The sequence below is a fragment of the Paraglaciecola psychrophila 170 genome, assembly GCF_000347635.1.
Taxonomy (GTDB): Bacteria; Pseudomonadota; Gammaproteobacteria; order Enterobacterales; family Alteromonadaceae; genus Paraglaciecola; species Paraglaciecola psychrophila.
Genome location: NC_020514.1, coordinates 4134387 through 4151388, shown reverse-complemented (window position 1 = coordinate 4151388; position 17002 = coordinate 4134387). Strand labels below are relative to the sequence as shown.

General features: G+C 41.5%; 15 protein-coding genes. 5 read left to right on the top strand and 10 right to left on the bottom strand.

The window, feature by feature from the left end; translation table 11 throughout:
* Position 1 precedes the first annotated feature (1 nt).
* On the bottom strand, positions 2–2689 hold the full coding sequence (locus tag C427_RS18160) for a TonB-dependent receptor domain-containing protein (RefSeq protein ID WP_007639330.1): 2688 nt from the start codon (positions 2687–2689) through the stop codon (positions 2–4).
* Between the two features lie 264 nt (positions 2690–2953).
* Here C427_RS18160 and C427_RS18155 point away from each other — a divergent pair, with 264 nt between their 5' ends.
* From C427_RS18155 to C427_RS18145, 3 genes are all read left to right on the top strand, one after another.
* Entirely contained in the window at positions 2954–4168 is a 1215-nt protein-coding gene (locus tag C427_RS18155) for an anhydro-N-acetylmuramic acid kinase (protein WP_007639334.1), read from the top strand.
* A gap of 82 nt (positions 4169–4250) precedes the next feature.
* Positions 4251–5303, top strand: a complete 1053-nt coding sequence (nagZ, locus tag C427_RS18150) for a beta-N-acetylhexosaminidase (protein ID WP_007639336.1) — start codon at positions 4251–4253, stop codon at positions 5301–5303.
* Positions 5300–6868, top strand: a complete 1569-nt coding sequence (locus C427_RS18145) for a sodium:solute symporter (RefSeq protein WP_007639337.1) — start codon at positions 5300–5302, stop codon at positions 6866–6868. The genes nagZ and C427_RS18145 overlap by 4 nt, the downstream gene beginning before the upstream one ends.
* A 34-nt stretch (positions 6869–6902) precedes the next feature.
* Here the strand turns inward: C427_RS18145 and C427_RS28255 are convergent, their stop codons facing one another.
* From C427_RS28255 to C427_RS18105, 9 genes are all read right to left on the bottom strand, one after another.
* Positions 6903–7031 carry a hypothetical protein gene (locus C427_RS28255; protein ID WP_007639346.1) on the bottom strand — a complete coding sequence of 43 codons (129 nt, stop codon included), beginning with the start codon at positions 7029–7031 and terminating at the stop codon, positions 6903–6905.
* A 108-nt stretch (positions 7032–7139) separates the two neighbouring features.
* The gene (locus C427_RS18140) at positions 7140–8306 is read right to left on the bottom strand and encodes a hypothetical protein (RefSeq protein ID WP_007639347.1); all 1167 of its coding nucleotides are present in this window, start codon (positions 8304–8306) and stop codon (positions 7140–7142) included.
* 66 nt (positions 8307–8372) lie between these two features.
* Positions 8373–8912 carry a hypothetical protein gene (locus tag C427_RS18135; RefSeq protein WP_007639352.1) on the bottom strand — a complete coding sequence of 180 codons (540 nt, stop codon included), beginning with the start codon at positions 8910–8912 and terminating at the stop codon, positions 8373–8375.
* Positions 8905–10521 (bottom strand): hypothetical protein, encoded by a 1617-nt coding sequence (locus C427_RS18130; protein ID WP_226991180.1) that lies wholly within the window; start codon positions 10519–10521, stop codon positions 8905–8907. Before C427_RS18130 ends, C427_RS18135 begins: the two co-directional genes overlap by 8 nt.
* A 49-nt stretch (positions 10522–10570) precedes the next feature.
* Positions 10571–11359 carry a lytic transglycosylase domain-containing protein gene (locus tag C427_RS18125; RefSeq protein WP_007639356.1) on the bottom strand — a complete coding sequence of 263 codons (789 nt, stop codon included), beginning with the start codon at positions 11357–11359 and terminating at the stop codon, positions 10571–10573.
* A complete protein-coding gene (locus C427_RS18120) occupies positions 11356–11727 on the bottom strand; it encodes a hypothetical protein (RefSeq protein WP_015431170.1) in 372 nt (123 codons plus the stop codon). Before C427_RS18120 ends, C427_RS18125 begins: the two co-directional genes overlap by 4 nt.
* A gap of 144 nt (positions 11728–11871) precedes the next feature.
* Positions 11872–13800 (bottom strand): tetratricopeptide repeat protein, encoded by a 1929-nt coding sequence (locus C427_RS18115; RefSeq protein ID WP_226991181.1) that lies wholly within the window; start codon positions 13798–13800, stop codon positions 11872–11874.
* A gap of 171 nt (positions 13801–13971) precedes the next feature.
* Positions 13972–14886 carry a hypothetical protein gene (locus tag C427_RS18110; RefSeq protein ID WP_007639361.1) on the bottom strand — a complete coding sequence of 305 codons (915 nt, stop codon included), beginning with the start codon at positions 14884–14886 and terminating at the stop codon, positions 13972–13974.
* Between the two features lie 163 nt (positions 14887–15049).
* Positions 15050–15808, bottom strand: a complete 759-nt coding sequence (locus C427_RS18105; RefSeq protein WP_007639362.1) for an SPOR domain-containing protein — start codon at positions 15806–15808, stop codon at positions 15050–15052.
* 439 nt (positions 15809–16247) lie between these two features.
* Here C427_RS18105 and C427_RS18100 point away from each other — a divergent pair, with 439 nt between their 5' ends.
* Together C427_RS18100 and C427_RS18095 are read left to right on the top strand one after the other, a co-directional pair.
* Entirely contained in the window at positions 16248–16655 is a 408-nt protein-coding gene (locus C427_RS18100) for a hypothetical protein (protein WP_007639364.1), read from the top strand.
* Positions 16656–16740: 85 nt separating this feature from the next.
* The gene (locus tag C427_RS18095; protein WP_007639366.1) at positions 16741–16995 is read left to right on the top strand and encodes a hypothetical protein; all 255 of its coding nucleotides are present in this window, start codon (positions 16741–16743) and stop codon (positions 16993–16995) included.
* Positions 16996–17002: the final 7 nt, after the last annotated feature.

The following is a 17002-nucleotide window of genomic DNA, read 5'->3' as shown; positions in this document are numbered from 1 at the left end:
TCTATGGTCTAAAACGGAAGGTAACACCAACAGTGCGACCTATGACGTCATAGTCACTTACGGTGCCGAAAAAATTGCCACCTGACTCAGGAATAGGCGGTTGTTTATCAAATAAATTATCGATGCCAAAAGTCACTTCGTATGTATCTGCAAACTTGTAGGTGGCTGCCAAATCAATATAGTTTAGTGAACCTATGCTAACACTGTCATTCAGTGCAGCATCTACTCTGCCAATCATGCGCCAACCAATTTGCACGTTTACCGCGTCTACCGAAAAGTCAACCCAAGCTCTGTGTCGATAATCTGCTTGAACAATACTAGCAAAGTCACCTGTGCAAGATGTACCAAAAGTACCTTTACAGTCTAGAGATTCAACCGTAGCATTATTTTGTCGGTCCTGAGCATCTACAATATTACCTTGATAACTAACTTGAAAGTCTTGAATGTTTTCGCTTATATCACCTAGTGCGTAACGAACACCTACATCAAAGCCCGACTGCGATAACACCGCTAAGTTAAAATCGTTAACCAGGGTTTGGTTGATTAACCCCGTTGACGGGTCACGTAACACAGCTCCGCACAAGGGATTACCCGCTACTGGATTATCAATGTAGCAGCTGGTTAGCGCGGCAATGGGTTGAATTTGACTGATTGCGTCGGTGATTTCTATGTCGTAATAATCGACCGTAATATCTAAGCCTTCAATGATATCTGGGGTGTAAACGATACCGAAACTGGTCGTCGTGGACTTCTCAGGTTGGATCATATCGTTGCCGCCAAAGGTATATATAGCTTGTGATGTATCAAAAGTGGTGCCTGGTGCAGCTGCACCTAAGCGTTCACATTGTGCGCTATCACCTCTACCATCTAAACAGGGGTCACCATCAAAACGCCCGCCTAAACGGGAAATAAATGAAGCGCTATTTGGGTCGAATAAGGCAAGTGATAATGCAACTTCGGGCCCAGCAAACTCACCTAAGTTAGGTGCGCGGATAGCTGTTTGACGAGTTGCACGTAGTCGTAAGTCTTCGTTGACAGCCCAGCTTAAACCCAGTTTATCAGTGTTCGCAGAGTCAATATTTGAATAATTTGAGTAGCGATAAGCGCCTTCAATAGACAACTCTTTAATAAACGGTAAATCTCGTAAAACAGGAACTAACACTTCACCGTACCATTCTTTGGTATCAAAACCTGAATCAATGGCAGAGATGCCACCTAGCCCGTATGCTGAACCATTGATAAGTGCACTACCAGGTGTTTGCACACCCGATTCATCTCTATATTCGTAACCCACAGAAAAACCAATAGGGCCTGCTGGCAATTCAAATACATCGCCAGAATCACCGGAAATATTGAGGTTGATAACTGACTGCACTCGCTCACGATTTGAGTGAATAAGCGGTGTGCTTAAATCGCTCAAATCGGTTGGTCCAAAAATATTGCGGGTATTGGCGATGTTTTGAAAGTTGCTTGATATGCCATTGTTGTATACTTTTGCCGTACCGTCGGTACGCCCATATTGTCCGTAAACATCCCATCCAATAAAGTCGGTTAGGTCACCTTTAAAGCCAACTTGAAATTGGAGTGTGTCGCGCACTGTGCGTGTTTCTTGTAAACCAAAACCGAGGTTTTTTTGTACTGCAACCTGAGCTGCTCCGTTGGCGTCAAACGTCAATAAATCTCGAATGGAACTACTAAGGAATGGGTTGTCTGATGCAATCGTAATCTGCTCGTTTACCACGACAGGTGATTGCCCTGTAGAGCCTGCGCCATTCACGCGTACTTGAGTAAACATAGCTCGGCCGTATACTGCAACACTATTATCAAAAGGCGTGTAATTAAAAAATACGTTGGCGGTTAAACGCTCTAGTGGTTGCATCAGATAAAGGTCTGGCGTGATATCCAGTGTCTGGGGTGAATCGGTTAAGGTACCTGAGTCACTAAATGCAAACATGCGACCGCTGGAAACATCAGTAAAGTTGCCACCTGTACCTGCAACCACACTAGGCCCATTGGCAGTAAAGTCACGTTCGCCGGCCAATAATTTTTCGCGTTTTGAGTAGCCTAGGTAGGCCGTTATATTACCTTTGCCGTCGTCAATGTTAGCACCCATAGTGGCATCGACATTAAATGTTTCACCGCCTCCGTTGGGCATTTCATACCCAGCGCTGGCCTCAAAACCTTCATATTTATCATCTAGAATGAAGTTAACCACACCTGCCACAGCATCCGCGCCATAAACAGCTGCAGCACCACCTGTTAGCACTTCGACTCGTTTAATTAAACCAGCAGGGATGGAGTTTACATCGACGGCGTTTCTAAAACTAAAAGGTACTACTCGAGAGCCATTAACCAAGACTAGGGTACGGTTTTGGCCTAAACCTCTTAAATCAATAGTCGAAGAGCCTAGAGAGTCACCTACGGTTGCGCCTGTGCTGTTAGCGCCTGCTGCTGCCTGTGGAAGTTTCTTTACGATGTCTTCAACAGTAATCGCTTGATCGGTTTCTAATTGAATATCGCTAATGGTAAATACTGGGCTGGTCGCGGTAAGTTCTGAGCGGGGTATGCGAGATCCGGTGATTTCAATCACTTCAGCTTGTTGTGCAACGACTTGGGAGCTTAAAAATACAGACGTCGAAAGGGCAATCAGAATGTTCTTGGCGACAGGTTTTAGTGTGTAGGCCTTCATATACGCTCTCATCTTTAATAGTTGTGTTATTACAACTATTCATTTAACTGGTATTGATTTGTGAGTATTAAAATACAATCGTCAATACAAATGTCAATACCTATCGAAAGGTTATTGGTTATAAAATGACTAAAAATGGTTTTTTGTCAGTTTTAAAGGTGGTTTATTAAAATATTAGTAATACCAATTTCTAAGTGGTATTGTCTGCTGATATCTACTGTTTTAAGGCTTTTTAATCCATAAAGTCTTGTTTTAGGAGAGGCCATGCATCCACATATTGAAAAGCTACATTATATTTCTAAGCAACATACGCGATTGATCATTGGATTAATGAGTGGTACATCTTTAGATGGCTTGGATATTGCGCTATGTAAAATTAACGGTTCGGGTACCAACACTCAGTGCGACGTAATCGATTTTAAAACCATCGATTACTGCGAGGATTACCGACAACATGTAAAAGCCATATTCGCTAAACCTATCGGCAGTATTGAACAAGTGTGTATTCTTAATGCTTGGATTGGAAGGTACCACGCCAAATTAGTGAATCAGGCAATACACGATTTTGGTTATCAAAATACAGATATTGATGTGGTTGCTAGCCATGGTCAGACTATTTACCACAGCCCATCAGAACAACACCAATATGCCAACTTTCCTAATGCCACCTTACAAATAGGTGATGGCGACCATATAGCCGTGCTGACTAATATCATTACGTTAAGCGACTTTAGGCAAAAACATATTGCCGCTGGTGGGCAAGGGGCACCCCTTGTAATGTACGGGGATTATTTGATGTTTCATAGTCAGGATGAAAATCGCATTATGCTCAACATCGGTGGTATTGCGAATTTAACTTATTTGCCAAGCAAAGGAGGTGTCTCAGAGGTTTTTAGCTCAGATATAGGCCCTGGAAATACCATAATGGATGCGTTTATGCAGAGTCATTACTCAGATTTGCATTACGACACCGACGCAACAATTTCCAGTGCAGGCAGCGTGCATCAAGGTTTGCTGATGCAACTGGCGAGTTCTATATTTTTTATGCAATCTTTTCCAAAAACCACTGGGCCTGAAGTCTTTAACTTAGCTTATTTGCTTGAAGCTCAAAAACTGGCAGAGGCCACAGATTTGTCGAATGAAGATGTGATGGCAACACTTTGTGACTTTAGTGCGAAGTGCATAAGTGACAGCATCATCACGCTGGGCAAAACTCTCCCACATTTAATGATATACGTAAGTGGAGGGGGTATTCATAACCCTCTTTTGATGAAGCGCATACAAATAAGGCTGAGTAACCAATTACCTCAAGCAAAAATAGGTACGACTGAGCTGCTTTCGTTAAATCCCGATGCAAAGGAAGCTGTTTTGTTTGCACTATTGGCCAATGAGACCTTGTGCGCAAATACTCAAACATTATCCTCACAAGAAACAAATATGCCCAGTGTCAGTCTCGGGAAAGTAAGCTTTCCCGATTAGTATTACGATGAAGATATAATCAAAAAAGTTATAAAATAAGAACTAGAACAAGAATAAAAATAAGAAAATATAAAGGAAGCATATGCATCAACTCATCACATTTAGCCGTCCGCCTTCTAATGCCATCATCGGCTGTGCATCCACAAAGCTGAGCGTTGCAGAAAAAGCCTTATTTAAACAAATGCGCCCTCTAGGACTGATTTTGTTCGTACGTAACATTGCGACGCCTAAGCAAGTATCAGCATTGATTGATGAGTTTAAAAGTATTACAGATAATGAATTTGCATTAATTTTAATTGATCAAGAAGGCGGCAGAGTATCGCGTTTGCCAGCAACACACTGGCGTATTCCACCTAGTCCTACTGAGTTTGCCAAACTTTATAAGCACTCGCCCGATGCAGCAATGCGCGCATGTGAAATCAATTATCAGTTAATTGGTGCCGACTTAAAGCGTATTGGTGTGAATGTTAACTGTGCACCTATGTTAGATATTCCACAACCTGTTGCCTCAACGGTAGTGACAGACAGGGCACTAGGCGACACGCCTCAAAATGTTATAGCACTGGGTCAAGCGACGATTACAGGCCTGCAAAGCAGCGGAGTGGAGCCGGTCATTAAACATGGTCCTGGTCATGGTAGAAGCACCACCGACAGTCATAAGTCTTTACCCATAGTGGCTACTGATATTGACACTCTTGCAAAATGGGATTTTCTACCCTTTGAGCACTTTAAACACGCATCCATGTTGATGACAGCACATATTCTATATACCGCTATCGATGCCGAACTACCTGCTACCTTGAGTTCAAAAGTGATACAAGAGGTGTTAAGAAAACACATTGGTTTTGACGGACTTATTATGACTGATGATATCGATATGCATGCGCTTAGTGGTGCAACAGCACAAAAGGCGGAGCAGGCTTTAAGTGCCGGCTGTGATGTTGTGCTGCAATGTAGCGGTAAAATAGATGATTTACGTTCCCTTGAAACTGCTTTGCAGCCTTTGGCCGACAAGGCACTCGAACGCGCTCAATTTGCGGCATCAAAAGCTGCTGCGAGTCCAGTAGATATTGATGAAACGGCTTTGTTAAAAGAGTTGTCAGAGCTTTTGTTAAAGGGTAGTACGCCATTATGATTGACCAATATTCTGGACTCGATGTAGCCGTTTTTGCGCTGTATCTTGGCATACTGCTTATCACCGGTTATTTATTTAATCGGCGCGCTAAAAACACCAATGATTATTTTTTAGGTGGCAATAACATGCCAATTTGGACTGTGAGTATTTCTGTGCTGGCGACATCCCAATCGGCGGCCACTTTTTTGGGTGGACCTGATCAAGGTTACCGTGGTGATTTAACGTATCTTACTACCAATATTGCAGGGCTGATTGCGGCTGTATTTGTGGCTAAGTTTCTACTGCCTCGATTTTATGCGCTCAAAGCCTTCACCGTATACGAACTGTTAGGTAGCCGTTTTGGAGACAACGCTAAGTACCAAGCGGGTATGGTTTATTTGTTTGGTCGTTTATTTGCAAGCGGTGCCCGATTGTTTATGGCAGCCATTGCAGTTTCAATGATTTTATTTGGTGATGTTGCACCAAGCTCTGTCGCCATCGCTATTTCGATTATTACGGTTGTCGGTTTTGCTTACACTGTATATGGGGGGATTCGAACTGTTATATATTCTGATGTGGTGCAATGTTTAGTGTATGTGAGCGCCGCAGTGTTAGTACTGTGGCACCTCATGCAATCTATTCCGCTAAGTACCGGTGAAATGATTGATGTGCTGCAAGCGCCGGGTGGCGGAGAAGCCTCTAAACTCACCTTTATCGACTTTACTTTAGATTTTAGTAGCGCAGGTGTTTTCAATATTTGGTCAATACTGACCGGTTTTGTATTGTTAAATATTGCGGCATTTGGCCTAGATCAAGATGTCACGCAGCGCATGTTAACCTGCAAAGATTCAAAAAGTGCGACTAAGGCACTGGTATCGTCAATTTTGATAGGTATCCCCGTTGTATTGGTGTTTATTTGCATTGGCTTGTTACTTTTCATTTATTACCAACGTCCAGACATCATGGCACAAGCGACGAACGGTGCACCAATTCCTGAGTTTGAAGGGCAAACGGTTACTATCTTTATGTATTACGTATTAACCAGCTTGCCCAATGGTATCAAAGCTGTGGTCACCATTGGGATTGTAGCTGCGGCCCTGTCGACCCTTAATTCTGGATTGAATTCAATGTCGTCAGTAGCGGTACAAGATATCTATCGTGGCTGGTTTAAGAAAGGTGTGGCGGTCAGAGAAGAAAAACTGGTCGCTGTTGGCCGATGGTGTATGGGAATAGTGGCTATTTCACTGGGCAGTGTTGCCTTGCTTTGTTATTACTGGCAGCAATATACCGACACCCCACTTTTAGCGTTTGCGCTCGGTGTGATGGTGTTTTCTTACAGTGGACTATTAGGTATTTATTTCACTGCGCTATTTTCAAAGCGCGGTAGCCCAGGCTCGATTATTACCGCGCTGCTGGTTGGATTTACCGTTCCAATGTTAATGCAACCCTATGTGCAGTCGTTATATTTACCTGAGGCTTGGCAATTTGATTTGGCCTTTACATGGCAACTAGTGTTTGGCACAGCTGCATCCACGTTAATTTGCCTCTCTAGAAAGAGCCATCATGAACAGCCACAAAGCATATAGAATTATAAAAGCGTATTCTTAAACAAGCGCACAGTTATAAAATATTGTCTTGAATGTAACTTGATAGGGAGTCATGACAGTAAGGATGATAGTGGACTTGCTGCACGTTCATAGCGCCAATTAAGAGTTGGCGCTTAATATCGTTAGCTTCTCTAGTTTGCATTAATTACATCCGGTGGCGATAAGCTTACAACCTCAAATGCTACGTTATCCGCTAGGGCATAATGACAAAATATACTTATGGGCAATACCTTCTGGGATGCTCAAAGGTCTATTCGATAACCAACTTATGCGAGTAAATCGTAAACTCTACTTCTTGAGTGTCTAACCAATCTGTCATGGCTTTTCCAGTCAACATATCTGGCCTAGGCATGGTTTCTCTGTAAAGCCTCAGCTGTTCGATCTTTTCTTTGTTAAGAGCTTTAGCCAGTGAGACCAAATAATAACGGCGGTTTGACAAACGGTTTTTAGGAAGAGGGATTTGCCAGCCTAGTAGTTTTTTTTTCAGTGGCAATACAGTATAAGCATCTTGGGCGACTAACAGTATTTGCAGCTGTGATAACGGTGTTTGAAGATACAATTCACAGAGTTGCTTGAGTGCCAGATCAGCAAACGTTTGATTCCGTAACGTTATGTTCTGGCTAGATGTTTGGGCGCAGGTTTTATCTTGCTTATACACAGCCACTAAGTGTGTTTTTTGGACCGAAGCTACTTTAGATATATTTGAGTTTTCAGCTACTGATTGATGTTTGCTGCTTTCGGTTGAAGTAAAGCTATATAGTCCAAAAAAAATAGTCATCATCAACATAATCAGCAAACAAGCTATTATATATCGTGAGTTTGCACTTACTAACCTTTTGCTTTTTACACTAGGTGAAGGCTGGTTTTGTGTGATGTCGGGTAATACCGTCGCAGCTTGTTCTAGATCACTAATAAGCAGGCAGTAGTGGTTTTTTTCTACTTCAGACTGATTGGCTTGGGGCACTAAAAAGTGCACTTTTGCGCCCAGCTGCTTCCACTGCTCTAGTTGTGTTTGAGCTAGTTTAAATTTAAGGGCAACTTCACTCACAGCCAGTACTTGAAGGTTGCTGGTATTGACCTCACCAGTGGCACAAATCACGGTGTCGCCCTGGGTGACATCACCGTTGCCAAGCAAGCCTTTTGATTGCGCCAAATGCGCTAAATACATAGCGACTTGCCAGCTATTACCTTGATCGATGCGGGCGCTGATATCGACTCGGTAACTGCAAGCACCAAACATTTGATGAATTATGCCCACGCCTTTTTTTACAAAGTTGTGATAGCTACCGCTGATGTTGGCTGTGGTTGAAGTGCCATTAACGGATACCACTGAGCTGATGTCTTCGTCATCAATAGGCGTGATATTTTGTACCGCAACTAAGCCTTGAGTGGTGGCGATAAAAATATGAGTTTTCATCTTGCTTGTTTTCCTAACATACATATCGGAAATAGCATCAAGCTCGATGTAATCTGTGTGTTTTGCTTATGATAGGTATATTGCAAATTCAGTATCAAACATGTGTATAAACTTCTGATCTGATTCTTCCATTAATAGCTGCGTTTTACCATCTACAATAGGTGGGAAATGGATTGAGGATATTAAATCCTCAGAGCAACAATTCACTCGCACCCCTTGATTGTGATGTTTCTCTATGGAATGTGGGATTTTTAGTACAACGTACACTTGATCCGAAAATTGTTTGTCGCGCTTAAATAACAGTTCAAATTCTGCGGATTTACGGCTACTTATTTCAGTTGCCGAACTGGCTGCAGCTTGCACCGGGCTGGTGGCAAAGGCTAACTTTTGTAACAGCTGCACATATTGACGACGCAACGGTAACGACTGATTGATGTGTTGCATAACCTGTTGGGCATCAACCTTTGGATTGCCTAGTGCTAGTTGTACTAAGTCATTAAATACCAATGGTTTGGCACTTTTAGGTTGCCCTTGCTCATATAACTCGCGATATAGTGTTTTGACGCTAAACAACTGCTCCTGTAAATTGTAGTGATGATCAGGCATGGGGTGCTCCATAAATTTGCTTAAATCTATTACTAAATATGCACAGGTCAGAGCGATAAATTTCCGCTAGCTGGGTATTTTCGTGATTTAATTTTGTTATGACTAACAAATACCGCGCCACTAACTCTTGGCAATGGTCGAGTGCCTCACTTCCATCCTGATAAATATCCAGCTGTGTAACTAAGGGCAGTTTTTTAAATCCATCTTTATTATTGTTTTTAAATAGGTTTGCCGCTTCAGTTAACCAAAGTTGTGCTTTAGGGTGCTGGTATAACCATTGTTGGACATCGATAAAAAGGTTTACTTCAGACTCTGTTGGGTCGGCTATTTGTGCTCGCATCCATATTTTGAGTGCTTGCTGTAAATTTGTTGGCATTTGTTTGAGCATAATGCCGATAAATAAAGGGTTATTTAGACTGTAAAATAAGTGTGCAATGACTTGTTGTACTTGTTTACATTGCGACTCAGAGTCATTGAGTTCGGCTAGGTAGTCTTGGTAGTGGCGGTTGGGAAATTGTTGCAGTTTATCTGATAACACCTGAGTCGACTTTCGTTTAGCTTGCACCAGTTTCGACTGCCAGCCACCAAATATGCTTAAACGCAAAAAAGACAAAGGTAATTGGCGCGCCAATTTACCGTGGCTTAATAAGGGGTTCATTGGCTGATACTGAGCCAAAGTTAAAAACTTCGGTGATTGGCACAACCAACCTAAATCAGAGACGTTTTCTGCTTGTTCAAACACAGTGGTCTGTACCCAATCGGCATCCACTTCACCTTGCTCGCTGTTGCTACCAAGGCTTAAGGCATATTCCGCATTAAAGGTGTTTTCAACCACTTCAATGGCGGTTATGGCATCAAGTAAATCGTCCAATACTGTGGAATATTTAATGTAGCTGGGTTGTGCTGGTGGGTTGAGCCAAAAATCGAGTACATCTTGGTCAGTAAGTTTTTGAGCGGTTAGATTATGTTGTTTTAACCATTCGCTGATGGCCCGAAAACGTTCTTGGGTACTGGCTTCAGGAATATGTTCTTTTAAGTAACTATAAATCAGCTTCTGAAAATTAGACGATAGCTGTTTAATCGCTTTAGTATCGGCATCTAACAGTAACGTTTCAATATTAGATAACTGCGCTGGCTCAATACTGGCAATCAATTCCAACATCACCGCTAATACACCCACACGGGTAGGAGATATTGCAAATTCAACGTCGCCTATTTGCAGCTGTAAATAATCCTCTCCCATACAAATATTACCTGAAGTGGTTTGTACAGGCTGTCTAAAAGCTTGGCGAAAACGTTTGGGCTGGATATTTTCATCTAACCAAAAAAAACTGAGTAGAGCAGAAGACGAGTAATGTCGGTGGTTCACTACAGCCCAACAAAGAAAGCTTAATTCATAACATACCGAGCCGTAGTTGCGGCACACAATATTTTGGGCTATTTGCGCTACGTCTTTGCCATGGTATTTATGACCATTAAGGCCTGGAGTGTCTTTTAGCTGTGCAAAAAGCGCTTTTAATGTGTCGCTAACACCGTAGTTAATAATATTGGTCATTCGGCCTGATTTGATTTTTTGCGCGCCTATTCGATGCTTCAATCTAACGGACAATCAGCACTCAATCAAAGACTTTCATAAACTTTCATAGGAGAAATAAACACTAATCTGGATATATAGATTCCCACAGCCTGACCTTTGCTATTTTAGTGTTGAGAGTGACTTGCACCGATGGCAGCTTTGCAAAATGCACAGGTTTTTCATTAAATGATACCGCTACTTTACCCTGGTAGTTTCGGGTAATGTTGTGTAATCGCAGGGCTCGTAGGGTTTCAATTTGCGGATTTTGAGTCTGTGTGTCAAACGCTTCTGTGTCGACCTGAAATTTGGCCGTATTTCCATCAACATATTGAATACCTGATTGATTTGCCCGTGAGGCAAACAGCGTTCGATTGTCATTTTGTAAAAAGTCATGCTGTAAAAAATCTTGTTGCGCAGCTAATACTTTATCCACATAGTCTCTTGTGGAGGGCATAACACTGAGCTCTCCATGTCTATTTTTGACACCAGAACCGCCATTATAGTGGGACAACGCAATGTCTAAGCGGTCATCATATCGTTTGAGCAATTTTTTTATGAATTTAACCCCTAGCTGTATATTTACATCAGGTTCAAATAAGCGACTGCGAGATACACCAAAAACTTGCTCTGCGGTGCGCGGCATTATTTGCATCACACCTTTTGCACCAGCGTGGCTTAATGCCTGATGATCAAAGTTAGACTCAACCTTGGCAATCGCTAATGCCAAAGAGGGAGGCATATTTTGATGCTTGGCCTCAGCAATAACGCGCTGTTGAATATCTTGGGTGTCATAGTAATACGTTGCTGCAGCAGTGGAGGGTAAAAGTATTGCCAGTACACTTAACACTGTGACTATGGTGAGGGAATTCATTGTATTTTCTCCAACTGCGTTTGCCAGCTTTGATTAAGCATGGTTATAGAAAGGTTTGGGTGATTTATTTGTTTGCGTAGCGCCATTATGTGTTTCAAGGGCAAGTTATCTTGAACCGCAAGGATTAGAGGCTGCTGCGTCTCAAAACTAGAAAAATTATCGATGTGTAAATGCTTAAGCTGTTTGTTGTAAAATTGCCCATTGAAGTAAAAGGCATATTGCTGTTTTTGATTTTCAGCCGTTTTGCCACTGCGGGCTGCCAGTTTCAGTTGCTCAGTATCACTCAGCGGTGGCTGTTCTTGTAGCACTTGATCAGGTCCACCAATAGAAAATAGCGCCAAAATTAATAAACAAAAAAAGCCATGCATAACCCCAGGGCAACTTCGGTCATAGCTTGTGTACTTGTGTCGTGATTTATATGTTGATGCATGGTTACCTCCACAAAAGGTTATGCAAAGCTTAGAGGTTTTTTTTAAAGGCAAAGGTTAGATATAGTGTGGAATGGGAAAAAATTAGTTTTTTAACATGTAAAGATTAAGCTGGGCAATTTGGTTGCCTTGAGCAGCAGCTTGTTGATAAAGATTTTTCGCTTTAGCCAGATCGATATTTACACCTAAGCCTCTTTCGTAGAGTTTTCCTAAGCTGTTTTGTGCATCCGCATCGCCCTGATTAGCCGATTTTTGATACCAATGAGCCGCTTGTTGATAATCTTTTATCACACCTTGGCCGAGTGAATACAGATAAGCCAGATTGTACTGGGCATTCATGTGCCCTTGCTCTGCTGCTTTTTGATACCAGATGGTTGCCTGAGAATAATCTTGATTGACCCCGTTCCCTTTTGAATACATAAAACCCAGAATTGCCTGGGCTTTAATGTGACCTTGTTGGGCTGCTTGAGTATACCAAGCAGCTGCTTGGCGCATGTTTTGCTCGGTGCCTTTGGCATCTTGATACATTTCACCTAACAGGTACTGAGACGACACATCGCCGAGCTTTGCGGCTTGTTGGTAATAATATAAAGCTTCGGGATAGTTTTGTTGTTGATAATAATAATCATCAGCTAAGGTTTTGTTTTCTTGTTGTCTTTGTTTTCGCTGTTGTTGCTCTCGTAACAAGGCCAATTGCTGTTTTGCCTGTTCTCTATAATTGCCTGTGGGATGTGAGGTTAGATATTGCTGAAAAGCTTGACTGGTTTTTTTATTCGATACTTGCTGCCAGCTGTTACTGTCATCCTTAAACGCTTTTATGGCTGCTTTTGCCGGTATAAAATGTTGCCCCTGAGGCCAAATCGTCAAGTATTGCTGGTAACTCTCGGGTGTATTGATGCTGCGAACTTGTTGCCACATTTGCAGCTCTCTCAACGATTCTTTATTTGTATCGACTTCAAGTTGTTGTGACGGGCTCATATCCGAAAGCGGTGAAGGTTCTTCGGTTGTTGGTAACGTTGAAACCTTTTGCTCTGAACTGGGAAATAGGTCAGTAATAAATTGGCTCAGGGTTTCCCATGAGTCAGTTTGCTGGGTGCGAATGATATCGAACTGACGTTGAGTATTATCGTATTCAAACTTAAGTGGCACAGATTGCTGGTTTAGTTGTTCTAACTTAACACCTAAGTCAGAAGCGTTCAGCTTAGATATATATTGGTAGGTGCGGTTTGTATTTTGGTTTGTGCTCTGGTCAGAACTATTGCTTTTACCCTGGACCGTGTTTTGGTCAGCGTTTTGAACTGAAGTTTGACCTGAACCCTGACCTGAACTCTGACCTGAACTATGGTTTACATTCTGGTTTAGCATCGGGGTTTTGCTTTGTGAATCAGCCAATAATAGGTCTGCCACATAACCTTCGATGTTTTTTAAATAACTATCAATTTGTTGTATTTCAGTGCTACTGAAATTATGTAGGTTTAACTGATACTGAAAACGCCTTGGCAACGCGTCGAGCTTTTCGCTTAATACCGCGCCTAAATCCTGTGAGAGCAACGCTAAGTTTTGGTTTAACCACATACTCAAACAATCACCTATGCAGTTTTTGGTTGGACTATTGACCCAGTTATCCACTGTGAAAGCGTCCTGCTGAGCACCACTTTGTAAATCTAACAAACGTCCAGATAAACTAAAATACCATTTGTGAGCTGCTGATTGGCGTTGTTTAAATGCATTGAGTTGATATAACAATGCGAGGTTCACTGCTTTACCAGAACGTGTTGCAGCCTGTTGAATAGCTTGGTCAGTCAACGTCGAGCAGTCTTCGAGCATACAATTAGGTAAGCCTAAATAATGTAAATTCAGCACATCAAAATCAGCGTTGCTTAACGCAATGGTAAGACCTTGGGAAATTGTTCGATGATAGTCTGCAAGTGCAGGGAGTGCGTTTGGGGTGTTGTAGTTTGTATCTGGCAACACCACAATTTGCCAGCGTTCTGCAGCAACACTTAGCTGCACAAATAAGCACAGTAGGCCAAAAATACAGCTTATTAATGGTCTTTTTGTTTTGAGCTTATTTGTTTTACTTTTAATAGTGCGCGCCATAGTTGCTTTAAGATTACTCGTGTTAATTATTTTTTATTGTCAGTTATTAAAGATAAAGGAAAACAGATTTTGAATGTAAGCATATTACCAGCCATCGGCAATATCACGAGTGGAGTTTTTACCCCGCAGAGTAATACGTTTTAAGCTAAAAGCATTACCTTCAAAATTAAGGGTCGCTCGCATGTTCAACTCTTCTAATAGTTTAATTATATTTCTACTGAGTTTTGCCGTACCAATAGTGGAGCGATATAGCAAGGTGGTACGGGTATGGCGCTGCTGTGTGGGTCGATGAGAAATATAACCTGAAAAAACCAGTAAATATTCCTCAATACTCGCCATATCTGGTGCACTAAAACCATCAAATTCTAGGTAGTAATCGTTGAACATTGCTACTGCGGATTGCGCGTTGCCATCTGTGTTGTCAGGATTTAAAAGCCAATTTAGTTTTTCAGCTAATATCAAACCTAACTCGTCACCTAAGACTTTCGCTTCATCACCTATTTCTTCAAGCATACAAGTTTGTTTGTCACAAGCGTAGGGAACTGCCCAGCTTTTAGGGCTTTGCACTTCAAAGTTATCTAAGAATTGTCCAGATTTAGCATTTAACATACGCCCTTCAATTCTTGCCCGGGCTTTTTTTGCATACTCGCTAGTGTTGACTGATGCATAAATGCTAAAAATCACAACGATATCTATGGGAGGGCGAGTGATAGAGCGCGCAATATCAAGTAGCTCTGCATCTGAGCGACGTACACGGCCCTGTTTAAAACTGTTTAAGGTAATACTTGTTTCATCATACACATCAGCGATGTGATTCAGCTGCTGACTAATACTGGCATTAACACGCCTATTGATGCGACTATCTTGGGGAATTGAGTCTTTATCAGCGTCTTCTATCATTATCAGTAGGTTAACGCTATCCGCCGCATAAGAGTATGAGGCATATGTGAACATGCTAAGTGTTAAAGACAACACCACAATTTTTAATAACCAATTCATGTATGGTTCCTTGGTTTTACCCGTTAACAAACATTGCTAATGGATATGCAAAACTTAGGGGTAGTTTTAAGTTACGAAGCCAATAGAGATGTATTTAAACACAATGTTGATGGCTGGAGTAACACTCAATAGGCCATTTTGAAATGAAAAATACATGCCTTCGTTACTGCAACGTAAGTGTTTCAGGTGTGATAGATGCTGCAATCCATGTTGCACTCTGGTGCTCTAGGGTATTCATCACGTAGGTATTATTGCAGGGAGGGGGAGACATACCCTTGACACACAAGTCAATTTCCCATGGTAATTGCGTTTCAGCGCCCACCATTGTGGGCAAGCCTGCTATAAAATCATCGTGTGTAATAGGTCCTACTACCACTCGATATTGGGTAGCCGAATCAGCCTGGTTTTTAATGATCTGCGGATTAAAGTTTACATATTTATCATTTCGACGTTGGGCATATTGATAGCTGTTAAAACTGCCTACCACTGCAAATGTCTGAGCAGGTAAATACTCTGTTAATGGTCTTTTAGTCTCTTCTATAGCGATTGAAAAACTACGTATATTTGCGGTGTTAAGTGTGGCTATAAAAGCAGATGGTTCATCTTCAAATTCTTCTGGTACTGAATTGAAGGTGCTCCGTGCAGTTGTTACCTTCGTTTTTATCGTGTCTGACATTTCAGAGCGGGCTAACAAAAACACATCGTTTGTATCACTAGTTGGTAGTGTGTTTTCAGCACAAATGGCTTCGTTCGTCATGACCCGATGCAAAGCACAATCACGGTTAGTCACCAAAGAGAAAGCGTTATCAGACAACGATTTTCCGGTGGCAAGATAACTTATGCCGCTTATTGCCATCATTTCAAGGGTTAAGGCGCAACCACTTAAGCAACTACATATTCCAATCAAAACAAGCAACTTCATTTTTGAACCCACTATTGCCGTTAATTAACGCCATCATAATACTAACGGCCGTCATACCGTTGCTTGATGGCGGAGATAAATTCTATTTGTTAATTATCCTAATTAGCATTTTATAGGCATTTTTCACGCCAGATGGTGTAAATTTACGGCAAACTAGCATTACGAGTCGCGAGCTGATCTTCAAGGAGCTTTGGTAGGGGAAAGTGCCGAGTTGGTATGGTGGATTTAAAATTTAGGCAATAAGAACAGGTTTATGTCAGTTGATGAGAAGATGCTGAAAGTCATTTCCTGCAGTCTACTGATGAGTGACTCGTTTGGGGATAATGTTTGTTCTATCTAAAGAGGCATTGCCTGCTAGGGTAAAGTTGTGTACACCCTAATAAGGGTAACTCGCACTGGGAATATTCTTTTAAGTGATGTTGCTAGAGGTTTGTACTAAATGTGGTGGATATTCTTTTTAATCTATTGTGTCAGCCAGCAAATTATTCTCAGTATTTCTCGGGTTCAAAGCTTTGCTAATATCTCATTTGCTAGAGTGCGGATTGATGGAGTACAAATGTTGGGAGAACCAACACTGCCATATAATAAGCTGATGAATCATTTATTAGAAAATATTAAGGATTTTGATGTGACTAAAGTAAGCCATAATTTTTATCCGATGGCACGGGGATATCTTTCATACGAAAATCAAAAAGTCGATTGTGTTTTTCCTGGTGAAGCTTCTAATTTAGACTCATCAATAGATATGTTGGTCAGTGACTCTTTTAATATGGCTAATGCTTATCTGATAAATTTTGATGACACAGCTCTTAATGAAAAAGATATTAAAGGTAAAGTCTGGCCTTAATTCGAGGCTGTGCTTATGGCATACCCAACGAATATTAACTCATGCCAATGTATTAGAGGTGCAAAATTCTACTAATGCAATAAGCATGTTAAAACTAGGTCGGGTAGAAGTTTTTGCTGATTATTACCTTGATCTGAGTCTTAATTTGCCACCTGAAGAACTGGCGTCTTTAAATTACGATCCAACAAATCCAATCGCGTCTGTTGAAGATCATATTTTGTGCCATTCAACGCCAAAAAATATCCGTTTTATCAATCAAGTTAATAAAATCATTCATGATATGAAACGAGATGGTCGTTTAATAACTATCATTGGAAATTATTATGGGTACAAAGATTAATTAAATT

What these genes read in the sequence shown, in the direction of transcription:
- C427_RS18135 (WP_007639352.1), bottom strand. Translation starts at nt 8,912, where the DNA reads ATGCCTGATCATCACTACAATTTACAGGAGCAGTTGTTTAGCGTCAAA.
- C427_RS18155 (WP_007639334.1), top strand. Translation starts at nt 2,954, where the DNA reads ATGCATCCACATATTGAAAAGCTACATTATATTTCTAAGCAACATACG.
- C427_RS18125 (WP_007639356.1), bottom strand. Translation starts at nt 11,359, where the DNA reads ATGAATTCCCTCACCATAGTCACAGTGTTAAGTGTACTGGCAATACTT.
- C427_RS28255 (WP_007639346.1), bottom strand. Translation starts at nt 7,031, where the DNA reads ATGCAAACTAGAGAAGCTAACGATATTAAGCGCCAACTCTTAATTGGC.
- C427_RS18120 (WP_015431170.1), bottom strand. Translation starts at nt 11,727, where the DNA reads ATGCATGGCTTTTTTTGTTTATTAATTTTGGCGCTATTTTCTATTGGT.
- C427_RS18160 (WP_007639330.1), bottom strand. Translation starts at nt 2,689, where the DNA reads ATGAAGGCCTACACACTAAAACCTGTCGCCAAGAACATTCTGATTGCC.
- nagZ (WP_007639336.1), top strand. Translation starts at nt 4,251, where the DNA reads ATGCATCAACTCATCACATTTAGCCGTCCGCCTTCTAATGCCATCATC.
- C427_RS18145 (WP_007639337.1), top strand. Translation starts at nt 5,300, where the DNA reads ATGATTGACCAATATTCTGGACTCGATGTAGCCGTTTTTGCGCTGTAT.
- C427_RS18095 (WP_007639366.1), top strand. Translation starts at nt 16,741, where the DNA reads ATGTTAAAACTAGGTCGGGTAGAAGTTTTTGCTGATTATTACCTTGAT.
- C427_RS18110 (WP_007639361.1), bottom strand. Translation starts at nt 14,886, where the DNA reads ATGAATTGGTTATTAAAAATTGTGGTGTTGTCTTTAACACTTAGCATG.
- C427_RS18105 (WP_007639362.1), bottom strand. Translation starts at nt 15,808, where the DNA reads ATGAAGTTGCTTGTTTTGATTGGAATATGTAGTTGCTTAAGTGGTTGC.
- C427_RS18140 (WP_007639347.1), bottom strand. Translation starts at nt 8,306, where the DNA reads ATGAAAACTCATATTTTTATCGCCACCACTCAAGGCTTAGTTGCGGTA.
- C427_RS18100 (WP_007639364.1), top strand. Translation starts at nt 16,248, where the DNA reads ATGTGGTGGATATTCTTTTTAATCTATTGTGTCAGCCAGCAAATTATT.